This is a genomic window from Trichococcus collinsii, assembly GCF_900107505.1.
GTDB lineage: Bacteria > Bacillota > Bacilli > Lactobacillales > Aerococcaceae > Trichococcus > Trichococcus collinsii.
The window spans coordinates 1-17044 of the sequence record NZ_FNQH01000001.1 but is presented as its reverse complement, the minus strand read 5'-3'; the positions used below and the strand labels follow the sequence as shown (position 1 = coordinate 17044).

Annotated in this window: 12 protein-coding genes, 12 tRNA genes and 1 rRNA gene; 6 read left to right on the top strand and 19 right to left on the bottom strand. The window is 48.5% G+C overall.

Translation table 11 applies throughout. The features are described from left to right. Positions 1-103: 103 nt before the first annotated feature. The gene (locus tag BLV66_RS00125) at positions 104-2203 is read right to left on the bottom strand and encodes a PBP1A family penicillin-binding protein (RefSeq protein ID WP_086985501.1); all 2100 of its coding nucleotides are present in this window, start codon (positions 2201-2203) and stop codon (positions 104-106) included. A gap of 459 nt (positions 2204-2662) precedes the next feature. Between BLV66_RS00125 and BLV66_RS00120 the strand changes: the two genes are divergently transcribed. Next, a complete protein-coding gene (locus BLV66_RS00120; RefSeq protein ID WP_086985502.1) occupies positions 2663-4033 on the top strand; it encodes a hemolysin family protein in 1371 nt (456 codons plus the stop codon). 69 nt (positions 4034-4102) lie between these two features. Here the strand turns inward: BLV66_RS00120 and BLV66_RS00115 are convergent, their stop codons facing one another. From BLV66_RS00115 to BLV66_RS00100, 4 genes are all read right to left on the bottom strand, one after another. Continuing rightward, on the bottom strand, positions 4103-5635 hold the full coding sequence (locus BLV66_RS00115; protein WP_425445307.1) for a phosphohexomutase domain-containing protein: 1533 nt from the start codon (positions 5633-5635) through the stop codon (positions 4103-4105). 133 nt (positions 5636-5768) lie between these two features. Beyond that, the gene (gene trmL, locus BLV66_RS00110; RefSeq protein ID WP_086985504.1) at positions 5769-6278 is read right to left on the bottom strand and encodes a tRNA (uridine(34)/cytosine(34)/5-carboxymethylaminomethyluridine(34)-2'-O)-methyltransferase TrmL; all 510 of its coding nucleotides are present in this window, start codon (positions 6276-6278) and stop codon (positions 5769-5771) included. Between the two features lie 26 nt (positions 6279-6304). Next, positions 6305-7462, bottom strand: a complete 1158-nt coding sequence (gene queG / locus BLV66_RS00105) for a tRNA epoxyqueuosine(34) reductase QueG (protein ID WP_086985505.1) — start codon at positions 7460-7462, stop codon at positions 6305-6307. A gap of 255 nt (positions 7463-7717) precedes the next feature. After that, entirely contained in the window at positions 7718-8575 is an 858-nt protein-coding gene (locus BLV66_RS00100; RefSeq protein WP_086985506.1) for a methyltransferase domain-containing protein, read from the bottom strand. 216 nt (positions 8576-8791) lie between these two features. Here BLV66_RS00100 and BLV66_RS00095 point away from each other — a divergent pair, with 216 nt between their 5' ends. The 5 genes from BLV66_RS00095 (at position 8792) to BLV66_RS00075 (ending at position 15015) form a co-directional block, all read left to right on the top strand. Further along, complete coding sequence (locus tag BLV66_RS00095) at positions 8792-9202, top strand: Hsp20/alpha crystallin family protein (RefSeq protein WP_086985507.1); 411 nt, start codon at positions 8792-8794, stop codon at positions 9200-9202. Between the two features lie 147 nt (positions 9203-9349). Next, positions 9350-9826 (top strand): RrF2 family transcriptional regulator, encoded by a 477-nt coding sequence (locus tag BLV66_RS00090; protein WP_086985508.1) that lies wholly within the window; start codon positions 9350-9352, stop codon positions 9824-9826. A 19-nt stretch (positions 9827-9845) separates the two neighbouring features. Further along, positions 9846-12485, top strand: coding sequence for a YhgE/Pip domain-containing protein (locus BLV66_RS00085; protein ID WP_086985509.1), 2640 nt, complete (start codon positions 9846-9848; stop codon positions 12483-12485). A 374-nt stretch (positions 12486-12859) separates the two neighbouring features. Continuing rightward, positions 12860-13213 (top strand): MerR family transcriptional regulator, encoded by a 354-nt coding sequence (locus BLV66_RS00080; RefSeq protein WP_086985510.1) that lies wholly within the window; start codon positions 12860-12862, stop codon positions 13211-13213. A gap of 35 nt (positions 13214-13248) precedes the next feature. Continuing rightward, a complete protein-coding gene (locus BLV66_RS00075) occupies positions 13249-15015 on the top strand; it encodes a 1-deoxy-D-xylulose-5-phosphate synthase (protein WP_086985511.1) in 1767 nt (588 codons plus the stop codon). Between the two features lie 129 nt (positions 15016-15144). Here BLV66_RS00075 and BLV66_RS00070 read toward each other — a convergent pair whose 3' ends face one another. From BLV66_RS00070 to rrf, 14 genes are all read right to left on the bottom strand, one after another. Next, positions 15145-15522 (bottom strand): MerR family transcriptional regulator, encoded by a 378-nt coding sequence (locus BLV66_RS00070; RefSeq protein ID WP_086985512.1) that lies wholly within the window; start codon positions 15520-15522, stop codon positions 15145-15147. A gap of 245 nt (positions 15523-15767) precedes the next feature. Continuing rightward, a tRNA-Leu gene (locus BLV66_RS00065) sits at positions 15768-15851 on the bottom strand. Between the two features lie 39 nt (positions 15852-15890). Further along, a tRNA-Cys gene (locus tag BLV66_RS00060) sits at positions 15891-15961 on the bottom strand. A gap of 22 nt (positions 15962-15983) precedes the next feature. Continuing rightward, positions 15984-16055 (bottom strand) — tRNA-Gln (locus BLV66_RS00055). Positions 16056-16063: 8 nt separating this feature from the next. Beyond that, positions 16064-16136 (bottom strand) — tRNA-His (locus BLV66_RS00050). Positions 16137-16156: 20 nt separating this feature from the next. After that, positions 16157-16227: transfer RNA gene (locus BLV66_RS00045), tRNA-Trp, on the bottom strand. A 23-nt stretch (positions 16228-16250) separates the two neighbouring features. Continuing rightward, positions 16251-16331 (bottom strand) — tRNA-Tyr (locus BLV66_RS00040). A 13-nt stretch (positions 16332-16344) separates the two neighbouring features. Continuing rightward, a tRNA-Phe gene (locus BLV66_RS00035) sits at positions 16345-16417 on the bottom strand. Positions 16418-16436: 19 nt separating this feature from the next. Then, positions 16437-16509, bottom strand: a tRNA-Asp gene (locus BLV66_RS00030). 2 nt (positions 16510-16511) lie between these two features. Continuing rightward, positions 16512-16584: transfer RNA gene (locus BLV66_RS00025), tRNA-Val, on the bottom strand. 16 nt (positions 16585-16600) lie between these two features. Then, positions 16601-16672 (bottom strand) — tRNA-Glu (locus tag BLV66_RS00020). Between the two features lie 24 nt (positions 16673-16696). After that, positions 16697-16785, bottom strand: a tRNA-Ser gene (locus tag BLV66_RS00015). A gap of 52 nt (positions 16786-16837) precedes the next feature. Beyond that, positions 16838-16911 (bottom strand) — tRNA-Asn (locus BLV66_RS00010). Positions 16912-16921: 10 nt separating this feature from the next. Continuing rightward, positions 16922-17037: ribosomal RNA gene (gene rrf / locus BLV66_RS00005) — 5S ribosomal RNA — on the bottom strand. Positions 17038-17044 lie beyond the last annotated feature (7 nt).

Sequence of the window (17044 nt, the reverse complement as noted above, 5' to 3'; positions counted from 1 at the left end):
ATGTCACAGTGCGACGTTTAAGTTCTTTCACAATTTTTTTGATGAGGTGAATATGCACTAAAAAAAGACAAGCCATCACAGCTTGCCTTCCTTAAATCATTTCTTATTGACCGAAAGCCTCGTTGGCCCAGTCGAACAATTTTTGTGAACCCTCGCCGATGCTTTGACCGAACGAACCCATTTCGTTCATGAACTCATCCAGACCGGTCTTGAATCCACCAATGATACCATTGTCATAGGTTTCTTCAGCAGCGGCGACCGCAAATTCGGTCTGCGGACTGATCGACAACAACGCGCCCATTTCGGCACTGTACAAATTCGCCATCGTCTTTCCGGCATCGTTCAGATTGTGGGTTTCATTGGTTTCGTCATACCCCAACCAGGTTGCGACGACAAGATCCGGTGTGTACCCTACCATCCATTGCGACTTGATGTAACCTGTTTCCCGATCAAGCTCCGTCGTTCCGGTTTTGCCAGCGATCAACATGCCGTTCGATGGTTGCGCCGATGCACCGGTACCACCCTCAGCGTAGACACCCATCAGCATGCTCGTCATTTCCTCCGCGACTGCGGCGGTCGTGACACGGTTCGTCTCCGGATTGGTATTATCCACGATCACCGCTCCGGTCGCATCGACAATCTTCGTGATGAAGCGCGCTTCCGTTCGCACTCCTTCGTTCACGAAAGTCGTATAGGCGCTGGCCAACTGCACCGGTGTTACCCCGGTGCTCATCCCTCCGAGCGCAATCGCGCCCAGATTCTCATCCGCTTCGCCGATGGAGATACCGAAGTCCTCCAACTTGGCGATTCCTTTCTGGATGCCCAGTTTGTCCAACACCCATACTGCGGACGTGTTCTTGCTCTCGGCAAGCGCCTGGTACATCGGTAAAGTGTCATACAAGCTGTTGCGATCATAGTTCGAAACAGAATAATCGTCATCGCCGTAAGTCAAGGAATCATCATCCAGCACTTCCGCATCCACTTCATAGCCAGCCTCGAGAGCCGGCGTATAGACGGACAATGGTTTGATCGTCGATCCCGGTGCCATAGGCATCTGCGTTGCACGGTTATAGCTCCGAAAACCCTTGTACACCGTTGATCCGACGATTGCAAGCACATCCCCGGTTGCCGGCTCCAAGGCCACAGAAGCACTCTGTAAAGGCATTTCTTCTTCAGCAGTCGCCAGATAGGCATTCGCATAGGCGGTATCCATCTGATTCTGATAATCCTGATCCAAGCCGGTGTAAATTTTGTAGCCCCGGTTCAGCAGGTCCTCTTCATCCAGGCCATAGGTATTGACGGCCTCGTCAATGACCGCATCGAAATAGTAGGGATAGTTGTAGCTGCTGTTTGCATAATAGGTACCCATCACATTGATATCTTCAGCCATTGCCGCATCAGCGGTGGCTTGATCGACAAATGCATTATCTGCCAAAAGCTGCAGCACCGTATTCCTTCTAGCAATGCTCGCATCATAATCATCAATCGGGTTGTAATAGCTAGGCGACTTCAGGATTCCGGCCAGAACAGCCGCTTGCGCTAAGCTGACTTCGCTTGCTGATATTCCGAAGTATTTCTGCGAAGCATCCTCGACACCCCACACCCCGGAACCGAAGTAGGCGTTGTTCAGGTACATCTCAAGGATTTCGTCTTTCGTGTATTTGCTTTCGATTTCGAAAGCCAGAAAAAGCTCCTTAGCTTTCCGGATCAAAGTCTGATCCAACGTCAGGTAGGCATTTTTGGCCAACTGTTGCGTAAGCGTCGAACCCCCACCGACGATATTCCCGCCATTCAGCACGAAGCCGACAGCAGCACGACCGATTCCGATCGGATCAACTCCAGTATGCGTATAGAAACGCTTGTCTTCAGTTGACACGACTGCAGTCTGAATGTTCGTCGAAATCTGGTCGATTGTCACGAACGTCCCTTTTTGCGAATAAAGTTCTCCGGCTTCATTGCCGTAGCGATCGTAGATGACCGTTGTCTGTTCCAATCCGGCCTTCAGGTTTTCGACATTGGCTGTCTTTGCCAAGAAAACAAGATAGGTGCTGCTGATCAAAGTCCCGATCAATAAGAACAATACGATAAACTTGTTGATCCGGTATTTCCGCCAAAGGTTTTTGCGTTTCTCGTTGAAACGGACCCACCCGGCTTTTAACATTTCCTTAAATGATTTATTTTGCATTTTTTCATCCTTCTTCATTTTCTACATCCCCCCGGCTTGCTGAATGCCTTTGCGGTGCGCGTGGCAGTGGAGACACAACATAAGCTTTTCACATGAAAGCACATTGCGATAACAGGATTCCGTATCATAGTAACAGGAATCGCTCAAATAAGAAACCCGACTTAAGTCGCAGAAGTGCGCTCGTGTTGCAATTTCTCTATTTTGATTTATAATTTTAGCATAAGTATCGTTTTGAAATAACCGTATTTTACTTAAATAATTATTAAGGTAGGTGGCACCAGTGGGACAGAACGCATCAGATGACAATCATCTGTAGACCAAAAGAATTTTCGAAAACGCGTATTTTCAGGGATTCTTTTGGTCGCTTTCATTTGTTTCAGCGTGAAACCAGAGATCTCGTGAAGAAATTTCCTATCCAGGATCATTATTTCACAGGAGGTGAAGTCTGTTGTCCTTAATGGAAGCAGACAATCAATTATGTCAATTACAACCGGCTTACTATTATTTTTCCTCATCCTTTTCATCGCTTCATTTTTCGTTATGTCCGAATATGTGCTCGTTAGGATACGTCCTTCCCGGCTGGATTTCCTTGTTGAAGAAGGAAATCCGCAGGCAAAATTATTGAAAAATATGACCGTGAAACTGGACAGCTATCTTTCAGCGACACAACTGGGGGTTACAATCACTTCCCTTGCTCTTGGTTGGTTAGGGGATCCTACCTTTAAACGCCTGTTCGATACGCTTTTCGGCAACCTGCCGATTCCCGATGCGGCCGCAACCATCCTGTCCTTTGTTGTTTCCTTCGCTGTTTTGACTTCCATCCAAGTCATCATCGGTGAACTCGTTCCAAAAAACGTCGCTTTGAGCCGCACGGAGAAAATGGGCCTGCGCATCGCAAAACCGTTGAACATTTGGTACCGCGTGATGTTCCCACTGATTTTTGTGCTGAACAAAACCGCCAACGGCATTTCCAAAGCGATCGGGATGAAAACGATCGGCGAATCGGATGACAATGTGTCCGAAGAAGAACTCCGCCTGATCATGAGCCAAAGCTTGAAGAGCGGAGAAATCAACCGCGAAGAGTACCAATTCGTGGAAAATGTCTTCAACTTCGATGAGCGGATGGCGCGCGAAATCATGGTTCCGCGTACGGAAATCGTAGCGGTGGACTTCAACATGTCGCTGACCGATATCGCGAAGGTCGTCCAACAGGAAAAATATACCCGCTATCCGGTCATGCGCGAGGACAAAGACTCAATCGTTGGCGTCATCAACACCAAAGAAGTCTTCGCCGCATTTGTCGAAGCTGTCCAAAACAAGGACGAAAGCAAATTCACCGTCACTGATTTCGTTCGTCCGGTCATCACGGTCATCGAAACGATTCCGATCAAGGAACTTTTGGTCAAAATGCAGAAGGAACACAACCAGGTCGCCATTTTGATTGATGAATACGGCGGCACAAGCGGCCTTGTTTCGATGGAAGACATCGTGGAAGAAATCGTCGGCGACATCAGTGATGATTTCGAGACGAAAGATCAACCCGAATTCATTATGCTTGGCGAAAACCATTACCGTATCAGTGCCCGCATGTTGATCGATGATGTCAACGATCTGTTCGGCTTGGATATCGACAACGAAAACGTGGATACGATGGGCGGCTGGCTGCTGGACCAGAAGTATGACGTCAAGGAAGGCGAAGAAATCGCATATCACGGCTACCGCTTCAAGGCGATCCAAAAAGAGAAAAACTCGATCCTCGTCATCGATATCTTCACGACAAGGAAGCTGAAAAACCATATCGAATCTGCCGATTCAGAAGAAAAAGAAGAACCCGAAGCAACCGAATAAGAAAACGAAAAAGACTTTGCGACCAGGCTTTTGAATGCCTGCCGCAAAGTCTTTTTTTGATGAAATTTCTTAATGAAGATGCCCTGTATCCAACTCCGGACGCCCTTTGAAGAAAGGCAGCACGGTCTTCGCGATCAACGGCAGTTTGCCGACTGCATCACTTTCGATTGTCCATACCAACAATGGCTCATGCAGGCTCAAACGCAAGATGAACCAGCCTTCCCCGTACTGGCCGCTCAGATTCACGCGCACGCCCTCAAGATGATCCGCAATCAAAGCCATGTCTTCGGTCGCAGCGATGAAAGCTGCAAAATCCTTGATGATGGCATTGCCCACTTCAAAAATCGGTTCTTCGATGATCGTAAAGCGGTACTCCATCGTTTCAGCCGGCTGACCAAGCGTCGCGATCAGATCCCCCAAACGCTTCCCCTCCGTTGACAGCTGCGCATCCGCAATCAGCAGTTTTGCGATCAGGTAGGCGCCGTCATCCAGGAAATAGTTTTCCTTTAGCGCCGCATGGCCGCTCGTTTCGATCGCCAAGACCGCATTGGTGCCCGCTTCATTCAATTCGATGCCGCGGTTGATGACATTCCGGTACCCGGTCAGATAACGATCCTGGACCCCGCCAAGTTCCGTTATGAACGTTTCCAGATGAGCGGAAGTCGCCGAATTTGTTACAATCGTCGCGCCTGGCTCTTCATTCAACAACACCGCCGAAATCAAGGCAATCAGATTGTTGCGGTTAAATGCTTTTCCGTCGCTGTCGACAATCGCGGAGCGGTCCACATCCGTGTCGAAGATGATCCCGAGGTCGGCCTTGTTTGCAATCACGGCATCCTGGATGCTCTTCATTGCGGCTTTGTTGTCCGGGTTCGGGACGTGATTCGGGAAAGTACCATCAGGGTCCAAGAATTGGCTGCCGGCAGTATCTGCTCCCAATGGTTGCAGTACCCGTTCCACAAAGAATCCGCCCGCTCCGTTGCCGGCATCCACGATGATGTGGCGTCCGGTCAAAGGTTTCTCAGGATTTTCTGCTGAAGCGATGCCTTTGCGGATCTTTTCCTGGAGATCGGCTGCATAAGTCGAAAGCAGATCCATCTCGGTCACAACTGCGGCTTGTTCTTTCTCCGCGAATGCTTCCGGCATTTCGTAGGCGTATTCCAGAATTTCTTCGATATCTTCGTGTTCCGCTCCACCCGTTTTGGTGAAGAATTTCAGCCCGTTGTATTCAAAAGGAAGATGGCTGGCCGTGATCATGATTGCTGCATCCGTCGCGTAATCTTCGTACTGCGTCGACATGAACATCGCCGGCGTAGTGCAAAGGCCGACATCGATGATCTCGATGGAATAAGGCGCCATGCCTGCCATTAGTGCCGCTTTGATGTCACCTCCGGATAAGCGGCTGTCCTGCCCGATTGCAATTTTGACTTTCTTTTCGCCGCTCAAGCTGATGTTTTTCCCTTTTTGAAGCCAGTCAACGAAACCATATCCGATGCGCGTCACTTTGTCCGCCGTCAGCGTCGCTTCATGTTTTTCCGTCGAAATCGCAATCCCGCGAACATCCGATCCATTCTGTAAGGCCAATAATGCAGCTTTTTCCATCATTCCATCCCCTTTTCGATTTTCCGTTACATCCATTATACCTATTCAACAGAAATAAAAAAAGAACGGCCGAAGCTTTTTTGCTTTCGGCCGAACGGATTGCGATTCAATTATAAAAGCCGAACGGGTTCGTTCAACCCTTCAACTTGTCGTTCTCATAAGTATGGGTCAGTTCCAGATTGGGGAAGCCTTGCTGGCGCAATGCCTCATAGACGATCATGCAGGCAGTGTTCGAAAGGTTCAGGGAGCGCACATGCTCATCGTTCATCGGAATGCGCAGGCATTTTTCAGCGTTTTCCTGCATGAAAGATTCAGGCAGGCCAGTCGTCTCTTTACCGAAGATGAAGAAGACATCCTCGTCCTTCGTGAAGTCGGCCTCGCTGTAGATGCGGTCGGCGAACTTTGTGATCAGATAGAGCTGGCGGTCCCCCAGATAGTCGAGGAAAGCCGCCAGATCCGCATGATGGATGATGTTCACGTCATGCCAATAATCGAGCCCGGCACGTTTCAGTTGCTTATCATCGGTTGAAAAGCCCAACGGTTCGATCAGATGCAAAGTTGTATTGGTTGCAGCGCAAGTACGCGCTATATTGCCTGTATTCGCAGGGATCTGCGGTTCAAATAGTACGATATGGTTGGTCATAAGTGAAACTCCTTTATTCTGTTATATTAATCTGCTTCGTTGATTTCAAGTATTTTCAGATAAGCCTTCTCCATTTCGGCTTTGGTTTCTTTGTCCGCTTCGATTATAAGTCGTTCGGAGAAAAAAGCCAATAATTCCGGATTGGCTTCGCGCACAATTTCCGCAACGGCCCAAGCAGCCGTCCCGCGCAGCACCGGTCGGGGATCCTTCTCAATCATCCGCAGCAATTCCGGAATCGCCGTCCGGTCTCGGTAATTCGCCAAAGCAATGACTGCGTTGCGCTGCAGCGGCTTTTTGCCGCGCCACGATCCTGCCAGATGTCCGAATTGCTCTTTGAATTCGCGGTTCGAAATCGTCAGCATCGGTTGCAGAACAGGGGTGACGCTTTCCGGTTCTGGTTCCATCTCGGGATGCAAATGATAATCCATCCCTCGATTATACGGGCAAACTTGCTGGCAAATATCACATCCGTAAATGACGTGTCCGATTTTTTTACGGTACTCTTCCGGCATGTACCCTTTTGTCTGTGTCTGATAGGAAAGGCAAATATTCGGGTTCAATTGGCCATTGCCAAGGATCGCTCCGGTCGGACAGAAGTCCACACAACGCGTGCACTCCCCACAGCCGAAGACACCCGGCTCATCCGCTGGGAAAGGGATATCCGTGATGATTTCCCCCAAGTAGACATAGGACCCGAACTCGCGCGTGATCAATAGCCCATTGCGCCCGATGAACCCCAGTCCTGCCCGCTGCGCCACTACGGTATCGATCAATTCACCCGTGTCCACCATCGGCTTGAAGCGGGCGTCCGGAATTTTTTCCTGAATGAAGGTAATCAAGCGGTCCATCCTGTCGCGGAGGATAACATGATAATCAGTTCCCCAGGAAGCGCGCGAAAATTTACCACGGCGTTCCCCGCGCATGCGCTCAGACTTTTCGGTCATTTTGCTCGGGTAAGCCAACGCGAGAGAAAGGATCGCTTGCGGCGCGTCGAATATCCGGTCCGGATAAATCCGTTCATCCAGAACCGGGTGCTCAAACCCTACTGAATGGCCTTTCGCGTGCTGCTCTTTCAAACTTTCCAACATATATTCAAAAGGTTCGGCAGTCGTGAAACCTAATTTATCGATACCTAGCTTTTTGCTTTCTTCTATTATTTCAGCCTTCAATGCGGCAAAATTCATTTTTCTTGCTCCTGACAATCAGTATTTTGTTGTACCGTTCGGTGCCTTCGTCGAGCTCCGAAAAAGATTGCGAAAATACGCACAAAAAAACGTATCGTTTCGGTGTCAGGCACGGCGAATGCGATACGTTGGTCAAGGTCATTTTGTGGAACAAAACGATAATAATGGCTACAAAATGATATACATATTATAGCATATCACACCACTGTGTCAACATTTTTTGGAAGCTTGGGCTTCATTGCTGGCGAGCGAAAATCAGATCGTTTTGCTGGCGACCAAAAGCGTGACTGCCACAGTGACGGACTTCAAAGGATTTGCCGCCGCGTTTGCTAGTGATTCTTCGGAAGCACCCCAGGATAATGGCGTCATCTCCATCAGCCATCCATAGCTTTTTTCATCAAGATCCACTGTATAGATGACTTCTTCGCTGACAGCATCCGGATATATTTCGTAGAATCGATCCACTACTTGTTGGTTGTCGTACTCTCTCTTTGTCGTATCCAAGGCGTACAGCTGCTCCCGTAACTCGATCAGATACTTGGCATTCGGCACAACTTTAATGACCTTTCCGCCCGGCTTCAGAACACGATCGAATTCCTGATACTGCGATGGTGAAAAGATGTTCAAGATGGCATCGAAAGCACTTTCCGCAAAAGGTGAATGCGCCAGATCGGCCACGCACCAGAAAGCATCCTCAAAAAAGTTCCCAGCCGCCAACTGGATCGCATCCTTCGATATGTCAAAGCCTACTTTCGTTCCAGCTAAGCCTTTTTCAGTCAAATAATGCAGATGAGAACCTTCTCCGCAGCCGACATCCAAGACTATCGCCGACTCAGGATTATCGATATGGGCATAAACAGCATCCAATAACGGATAAAAAAAGCCGGTATCCGCCAAATTTTTCCGGCTCGACAGCATCTCCTTGCCGTATTCGTTCTGGCCTCCCTTCATCAACAAATGCAGGGTCCCCTTTTTTGATACATCAAAATGATGCCCATTCGCGCAAACAACACTATGTCCATCCACCGTTTCAAAGCTTCCTTTGCAGATAGGACACTGAAAAATATTCCGATGCTGTTTAAGATATAGACTGCCCGCTTCAATTTTTTTCATATTTAATTATCCTTTCTGGCCTCTTCCCGATTACACGGCGCAAAGCGTTAACTGACTCAAAACTCCTCTAACAGTTTACCATACAACCCGTTTGGAATCAGCCATTGCTTTGCAACCGCGTTTTGGAATCGCATCCATATCAGTGGAATTATGATGGCCGTAGGTATATACTGGGGGTGAACAAAAGGTTCAACAAAAAGAAAGGAGATTTTTCAAATGTCAAACGAGTTACGCAGAAGCAACAGTTTCTTCGACCTGCTGTCGGATACCGGATCGCTGTTCCAAAATCGTTTCTTCCAGGAAATAAAAATGGATGTTCATGAAACCGAGGACAATTATCAAGTGACAGCCGATCTGCCGGGCTACGCCAAAGAGGATATCACTGTGGATTATGATAACGACATTCTCTCCATTTCAGCCCATCGCAAATCGGAAAAAGTCGACAAAGACGAAAAAGGCCAAATCATCCGCCAAGAACGTTCTTCGGGATCCGTCCACAGGGAAATTTATCTGAAAGGCATCAACGAAGAAGATATCACCGCCACTTTGACGGAAGGCGTACTGAACTTGGTGCTGCCTAAGAAAGAACCTACTCCTCCAACTAAACGTAAAATTGAAATATTCTGATCTATAAAGAAAATACCGAGCAAACCGCTTCTTGGTTTGCTCGGCTATTTTTTTGCGATCAAATGGATCTTTTCACTTGAATAATCAAACCACAAGAGATAAAATACATCTATGGATAAAAAATATCTACGAAAGAAGGCGAAAAAGATGAAAATGAAAAGCGGCGTGGAACAGGCCATCTGCATATTGATCATGCTGGCTACCCAAATCGAGCAACGTCCCATCAAAAGCACTATCCTAAGCAAGCGTCTTTCTGTTTCCGATTCCTACCTGAAGAAAGTGATGCGCTCCCTTGTCGTTTCAGGACTGGTCGATTCCGAAGCCGGTAAGGACGGCGGATTCAGACTGAACTGGACCCCTGAAGAAATCACAATGTTGCATATCTATGAAGCAATCGAAGGAACGCACAGCTTTGTCCGGCCGACCAATCTGGCCGAAAAGGTGTTCCTGCGTGCGGAAAAAATCAAGTACAAAAAAAAGGAAGTCCTTGAAGTATTCTTCGATGCAGAACAGCAATTCAAAGCCCGCTTGCAGCAATACACACTCGATTCCCTCTTGGTCGAAGGCTCGGAAAGGGTCGAAAACGTAGATTGGGAATCCATCGTCCTGTCTGCCGAAATTTAAATGAAGGAAGTGCACTATTTTGTTGAAGCAAGAATGGAAAACAATTTTCAAAACGAAAAAAATGATGATGATCCTGTTCGGGATAAGCTTGATCCCTTCCCTTTACACAGTCCTTTTCCTCAGTTCCATGTGGGACCCCTACGGTAAACTGGCCGAACTGCCGGTTGCTGTCGTGAATCAGGACAAGTCCGTTTCGTATAATGAAGAAACCCTGGCCGTCGGCGATTCGCTGGTAACCGGTTTACAAGAATCCGATGCTTTGGACTTCGATTTCGTCTCGCAGGAAGAAGCGGAAGCTGGATTAGAGGATGGCAGCTATTATATGGCGCTAACCATCCCAGAGAATTTCTCGGAAAATGCGACTACCTTGTTGGATGAAGCACCCCAACAGATGGAATTGACTTACCGGACCAGCGCAGGCAGAAGCTACATTGCCTCCAAGCTGACCGCTTCTGCCGCAAATGAAATCAAGGACACCATCTCTGATGAAGTGACCGCAATCTACGCTGAAACCGTCTTTGACCAACTGCAGGCTGTCGCGGATGGAATGACGGAAGCGGCTGAAGGCAGCGCACAACTCAGCGACGGGACTGTCCAGATTAAGGAAGGCAACGAAAGCTTAACCACAAATCTCGAAACGCTTGCAAACAGTACCCTCACATTCAGTGATGGTGCCGATACGTTGTCGGTCGGATTGCAAACCTACCTGGGTGGGGTTGACCGACTGGATGAGGGCGCTCAAGCATTGAACGATGGTGCTTCCAAACTGGCAGCTTCCATGCCGGCATTGCAAACAGGCGTCGGTAAGTTGAATGACGGAGCAGTTGCAACAGCTGAAGGCAGTACATCGTTGAGCAACGGGCTTTCCAGTTTGGTGACGAATAGTCTCACGCTTTCGACGGGTATGGACACTTTAAACAGTGGCATACGCCAAGTGTCGGAAGGCAGTGCATCGTTGACTGCAGGCTTAGCGGCGCTTAACACGAGTCTCACCAGTGCGGAACAACAAGCAAAACTGACTGCATTGCAGAGCGGCCTCGACCAAATGAAAAACGGCATTGAAACGCTCGACAGTCAACTGCAGCAATCCAGTCTTTCATCTGATTTGGCGACCACCCTGTCTCAACTGGACGGTTTATCCACGATGATTTCGTCATTTCAAACCGAACTCAATACTATCACGGCGGCTGCGGATCCTGTCAGCAATACCGCAGCCATCATGGACGCAATCGCACAAAGCGGTACCGAATTGACATCTGAACAGTACGCAGCCGTCAGCCAAGCTGTCTCTACACAGCTGGCGACCGTCGCAAATGAACAAGCCGGTTCGATCCAAACAATGGCAACTGGCCTCAGCGCTCTGTCCGGATTGAGTGGCATCGATGCCACTGCCATCGGGCAACAAGTAGCCGCACTCCAGTCCAGCGTCAGCAGTCTTTCTACTGGCTACGCCAGTGTCTATAGCGGAGCGACGACGCTTGTATCGGGCTTTGGCCGAATCGGCCAATCCAGCCAATCGCTTTTATCCGGTGCCCAATCATTACAGACCGCTATCGGAAGCGCACAAAACGGCTCCCAAAAACTGGCTGACGGCATGTCCCAACTTACATCCGGTTCCGAACAATTGGCTGTAGGCGGACAGAGCCTTAAGAACGGTAACGAACAAGTAAGCGCCGGCCTGCAGACCCTGAATGAACAGACCGGAACTCTTGCATCAGGCGCAACGGAACTCCAGAATGGAACACAGTCACTGGCCGACGGAACTATGCAGCTAGCAGAAAACGGTAGCCTGCTCGTAGAAGGAACCGGACAGCTTACAAATGGTGCTGTTAAAATAAGTGATGGCTCCCGTCAATTGGCTGATGGTTCAGAGCAACTGAATGCCGGGTTGACCACATTACTTAGCGGCACAGATGAACTGGGTTCTAAATTGCTCGACGGTAGCACCGCTCTGAAAGAAGTCGATGCAAACGAGAACACCTACGCGATGATGGCTGAACCGGTAATCGCGAACCAAATTGAAACGGCACCAGTAGTCAACAACGGCACCGGGATGGCACCCTACATGATGTCCGTAGCCCTCTTCGTAGGTGCAATCAGCTTGAACCTAATGTACGACAGCTTTACCCCAAGGAAATATCCAAAAAACGGCATCAGCTGGTGGGCCAGCAAAATCTCTGTACTTGCAGCAATCGGCGTTTGCCAAGCACTCATTATGGTCGGCCTCCTCTTGAGCGTCAATGGATTGGCTCCGTCCTCGATCGGAAAAATGCTTTTGATCACCATTTTGACTGCGCTCGTATCGGTATCAATCGTCATGCTCTTCAACTTGCTGTTTGATAAAGTCGGCTCTTTCCTGATGTTGATTTTCCTCATTCTGCAGTTATCTGGGTCCGGCGGCACTTACCCAATCCAACTGTCCAACAGCTTCTTCGAGGCAATCCATCCCTACCTGCCGATGACGTATTCGATCGATGCTTACCGCCAGTTGTTCGGCATCGGAGGAAGCCTCTACACGGATCTGTTCATCCTGTTAGCGATCCTGATTGCGTTCAATCTGTTGATCATTCTATTCTACACAGTCAAACGAAAAACATTGCAGCAGGAAGACTATGAGCACGAGGAAAAATCGGCCGCTATGGAAATCCAAACTGCTTAAAAAAGACGCAATGAATGTCAAAACACGCACAACCTCAACAGGATGTGCGTGTTTTCTTTGTTCTTTTCTGGGTGCAACAGCACCAGTTACGCTACTGTTGCACTTGCTCCGGTGAACAGCGGCTTCGCCGAAGTTCAGCCAATATTCAGTTTGCCTTCTCCGATGAGGAGACCTTCGCCGGAGATGCTTCTGAATGTTACTTTCGTACTCTGGGGAGCGCCATCTGACCGGAGCTGAGGATCATATAAACTTAACCTTGGCTTTAAGTCAACAGGGAAATCGGGGCCATTTGAAAATTTTCCTTGACTTAACCTTCACTTTAAGTTGTAAGCTTTAGCTATCAAACAAGTTATTCCAATCAGGAGGTGAAAAGCATGAATATTTCAGAAGCAGCAGAAAAATCAGGGCTGACAGCGGTAACTCTGCGCTATTACGAACGGATCGGCTTGATTCCGCCCGTAACGAGGGGCAACGGCGGCGTACGGTTGTATGAAGACTCCGATCTTGGATGGATCGATTTCATCAAATGCATGCGCAATGCCGGCTTGTCGATCGAATCCTTGATCGAATACACGGCTTTGTTCAATCAAGGCAAAGAAACTGTCATTGCCAGGAAGGACATCCTGATTGAAGAACAGAAAAAAATGGAGGAACGTTACAACGAACTAGGAAAAACGCTGGAAAAACTGAACAAGAAAATAGAACATTACGAGCAGGGTCACCCTTGAGAACTGCACGTACAACCAAAAGGAGCGATTTTGATTTGCATACACTACAAACAACAATCATAGACAAAGTGAACAGTCCCGCAGACGTTAAGGCACTAAACCTCGTTGAGATGGAACAATTGGCTGGAGAAATCAGGTCTCTTGTATTGAACAAAGTCAGCCAAGTCAGTGGCCACGTCGGTCCGAATCTGGGCGTCGCCGAATTGACGATCGCTTTCCATCATGTTTTCGATTCGCCAAAGGATAAGATTGTCCGGGATGTTTCCCATCAGTCCTACCCTCACAAAATTCTTACCGGACGCAAACACGGCTTCGTCGACAAACAAAACTTCCATTCCGTCACAGGCTACACTTCCCAGCACGAAAGCGAACACGACTTCTTCACGGTGGGGCATACCTCCACATCCATCAGCCTCGCTGTCGGTATGGCTAAAGCAAGGGATCTGAAGAAGGAAACAGGAAATATCGTTGCCTTGATCGGGGACGGTTCCTTGAGCGGTGGACTGGCCTTTGAAGGTCTGAACAACGCTGCAGAATTGGGGTCCAATCTTATCGTTATTGTCAACGACAATGAAATGTCAATCGATGAGAATTTTGGCGGTCTTTATCGTTCCTTGTCCGAGCTGCGTACGACAAATGGAGAAGCAGCCAACAATCCATTCAAAGCACTGGGCTTCGAATACCGCTACGTCGAGGAAGGAAACGATTTGGCGAAAATGATCGAAACATTCCGCGAAATTAAGGACTTTGGCCATCCACTTGTGCTCCATGTCCACACCGAAAAAGGCCACGGCTACGAAAAAGCTACTCAGGAAAAAACGAACTACCATTGGCGTTCACCTTTCAACCTGGAAACAGGCGAAAGCTTGAGAAAGTCTGCCGGGGAATCGTACAATTCAATCATCATGGATCATCTGATTAAAATTGTGGATGATGATGAAATGAAACTGGCTGCAATCAACGCGGCCATCCCGGGTATGTTCGGCCTGAATGCGTTCAAAGCCGCACATCCGGAACACTATTTCGATGTTGGCATCGCCGAAGGACACTCGATTACGTTTGCGGCCGGACTGGCTTCCCGAGGCGTCAAACCGGTTGTCTTCCACTCGATCACCTTCCTGCAGCGAGCCTATGACCAAATGTCACATGATCTTGGCATCAACGAATTACCGGCTGTACTGATCATCAGTGGCGGAGCTATCTCCAGTGGCGCAGTGACGCATCTGGGTCTGTTCGACATCCCATTGATTAAGAGCATTCCTAATTTCAACTATCTTGCACCGACAAGCAAGGAAGAACTGCTTGCGATGCTGGATTGGGCTCTGAAACAGGAAAAAGGACCGATTGCCATACGATTACCGAACGGACCTGTTGTCTCCAGAGAAAATACACTGGCTGACTTCCAAGCGCCAACCTACGAAATTCTCCGCAAAGGTAAAAGAGTGGCAATCCTGGCATTGGGTTCTTTCCTTTCCCTCGGCGAACGCGTCGCTGATCAGATGAAGGCTGAAACCGGTGAGGACATCACCGTGATCAATCCGCGCTCCATCACCGAGGTCGACGCAGATACACTGAAGGAACTGGAAGCGACCCATGACTTGGTCGTCACGCTCGAGGACGGTTCATTGGCGGGCGGTTTCGGTGAGCAAATTGCTTCCTTCTATGGGGCCTCAGCTATTAAAGTTTTTAATTTCGGCGCGAAAAAGGAATTTACGGACAATGTTCCGCTGGAAGTGCTGTATAAAGAATTCCACCTGATGCCTGACCTGATCGTAAAAGACATCTTGGACGCACTAGCATAAGCTAATAATCTGACGCAACAACAAAATCATCCAAGCAGACGTTTAGGTGCAACGTCCATTTGGATGATTTTTTGCTTTATGGGAAATGATTCCACTCGGTTACCGGACTATCCCGGAGCTGAGGAGCCTTCAATGGATCAGGCTCTCCTCCGAATCATGCAGTTTGCTTTCGAAGCTGTTTATCTTACTGTTCAGTTTTTCGATTGTTTCATTGATTTCCTTCTGTTTGGCAAGCAGTTGATCTCTTTCCCTGATCAAAATATTTTTGCGCGCTTCATCCGACTGCGTACCATCTCTGAACAATGTCGTATATTCAATAAGTGACTCGACCGACATCCCCGCGCTGCGCATACACTTGATGAAATCGATCCAACCAAGATCATCTTGCTGATAATCCCGGACACCACCGTTTTTCCGGGTAACCGGAGGGATCAAGCCCTCGCTTTCATAATAACGCATCGTTGCGGCTGTGAGCCCTGTAATTTTTGCTGCTTCAGATATATTCATAACGCTATCCCCCTTCTCGCATACAGTATACAACAATTAGGCCTTCATGGCGCAAAACAAAGTCCGAAAGACCTCTCACCTACAGGGGCTTCTTTCAGACTTCTTTTTTGATAACGATACCCATCACTCTACCCGCTTTTGCATATACATTCACTGGTTATATTCTAACCCCAAATACGGATTCGCTACGCAAAAAAAAATAAGCGTACAACGATGAAATCATCGTCGCAAGCTTATCTGTGTGATACCGGCGGCCGGGGTCGAACCGGCACGCCCTCGCGGGCACTGGATTTTGAGTCCAGCGCGTCTGCCAATTCCGCCACGCCGGCATGATATGAAGAATGCAATTTTCCATCTTACTTATGGAAAGGCGGTAACCGGATTTGAACCGGTGATAGAGGTTTTGCAGACCTGTGCCTTACCACTTGGCTATACCGCCGAGGTGTTACTATTTAAAAAAACTGGGCTAGCTGGATTCGAACCAACGAATGACAGAGTCAAAGTCTGTTGCCTTACCGCTTGGCGATAGCCCAATAAAGAGGGCGACCGATGGGAATTGAACCCACGAGTGCCGGATCCACAAACCGGTGCGTTAACCACTTCGCCACGATCGCCATGATATAAATTTAAAAAACAGGGGTAGTAGGACTTGAACCCACACTGACGGTTTTGGAGACCGTAGTTCTACCTTTAAACTATACCCCTATTCAGAGTAAGCTTTTAAAAAATGGAGGGAGGCAGATTCGAACTGCCGAACCCGAAAGAGCGGATTTACAGTCCGCCGCGTTTAGCCACTTCGCTATCCCTCCATCATATAAAAAATGGTCCGAGACGGATTCGAACCGCCGACACCTTGAGCTTCAATCAAGTGCTCTACCAACTGAGCTATCAGACCAAAATAAAATTTAAAAAAACGGCTCCGACGGGATTTGAACCCGCGATCTCCTGCGTGACAGGCAGGCATGTTGACCCCTACACCACGGAACCAATGGAGGTTGACGGGATCGAACCGCCGACATTCTGCTTGTAAGGCAGACGCTCTCCCAGCTGAGCTAAACCTCCATAATGCTGGAAACAATGATCCGTACGGGAATCGAACCCGTGTTACCGCCGTGAAAGGGCGGTGTCTTAACCGCTTGACCAACGGACCAAGATATTTATTAAACTGGGAATACGGAGAGTAAGGGATTCGAACCCTTGAGACAGTTTAACCCGCCTACACGATTTCCAATCGTGCTCCTTCGGCCGCTCGGACAACTCTCCAAGTTCCGATAAAATCTTATTCATATCAAATGCATGAGACTTAACCGAAAAACTCCGCAAGTAGGACTCGAACCTACGACATCATGATTAACAGTCATGCGCTACTACCAACTGAGCTATTGCGGAAAAGCAAAAAGCGCGGCAACGTCCTACTCTCACAAAGGGAAACCCTTCACTACAATCGGCGCTAAGAAGCTTAACTTCTGTGTTCGAGATGGGAACAGGTGTGACCTTCTTGCCATCGTCACCGCACATTTTT